This window comes from Streptomyces sp. O3 (genome assembly GCF_054788135.1).
This window is the reverse complement of sequence record NZ_JBTVYK010000205.1, coordinates 1-264: the sequence shown is the minus strand read 5'-3', so window position 1 is coordinate 264 and position 264 is coordinate 1. Positions and strand designations below refer to the sequence as shown.

Genomic DNA, 264 nt, shown 5'->3' with positions numbered 1-264 from the left:
ATATTCGTTATCGGATGATCCGACGTTGCTTGGTCGTCCAACTGATTTCGTGATTCATATTCGCGAATTTATTCCAAAACTTGGTGCTGGCTTTGTTGTTGCTTTAACAGGTGACGTGATGACAATGCCGGGCTTACCAAAAAAACCAGCGGCATTAAATATGGATGTCGATGAAAATGGTAACGCGCAAGGTTTATTTTAAAACTAGAAGTTCCAAAAGTGGATTCGTCGCTTTTGGAACTTTTTTAATCTAAGGTATTTGAT

Annotated in this window: 1 protein-coding gene; it reads left to right on the top strand. The window is 39.0% G+C overall.

The features are described 5' to 3' along the window. On the top strand, positions 1-202 hold a 202-nt coding region (locus ACX6XY_RS30365), incomplete at its 5' end, for a formate--tetrahydrofolate ligase (protein ID WP_460337927.1). Positions 203-264 lie beyond the last annotated feature (62 nt).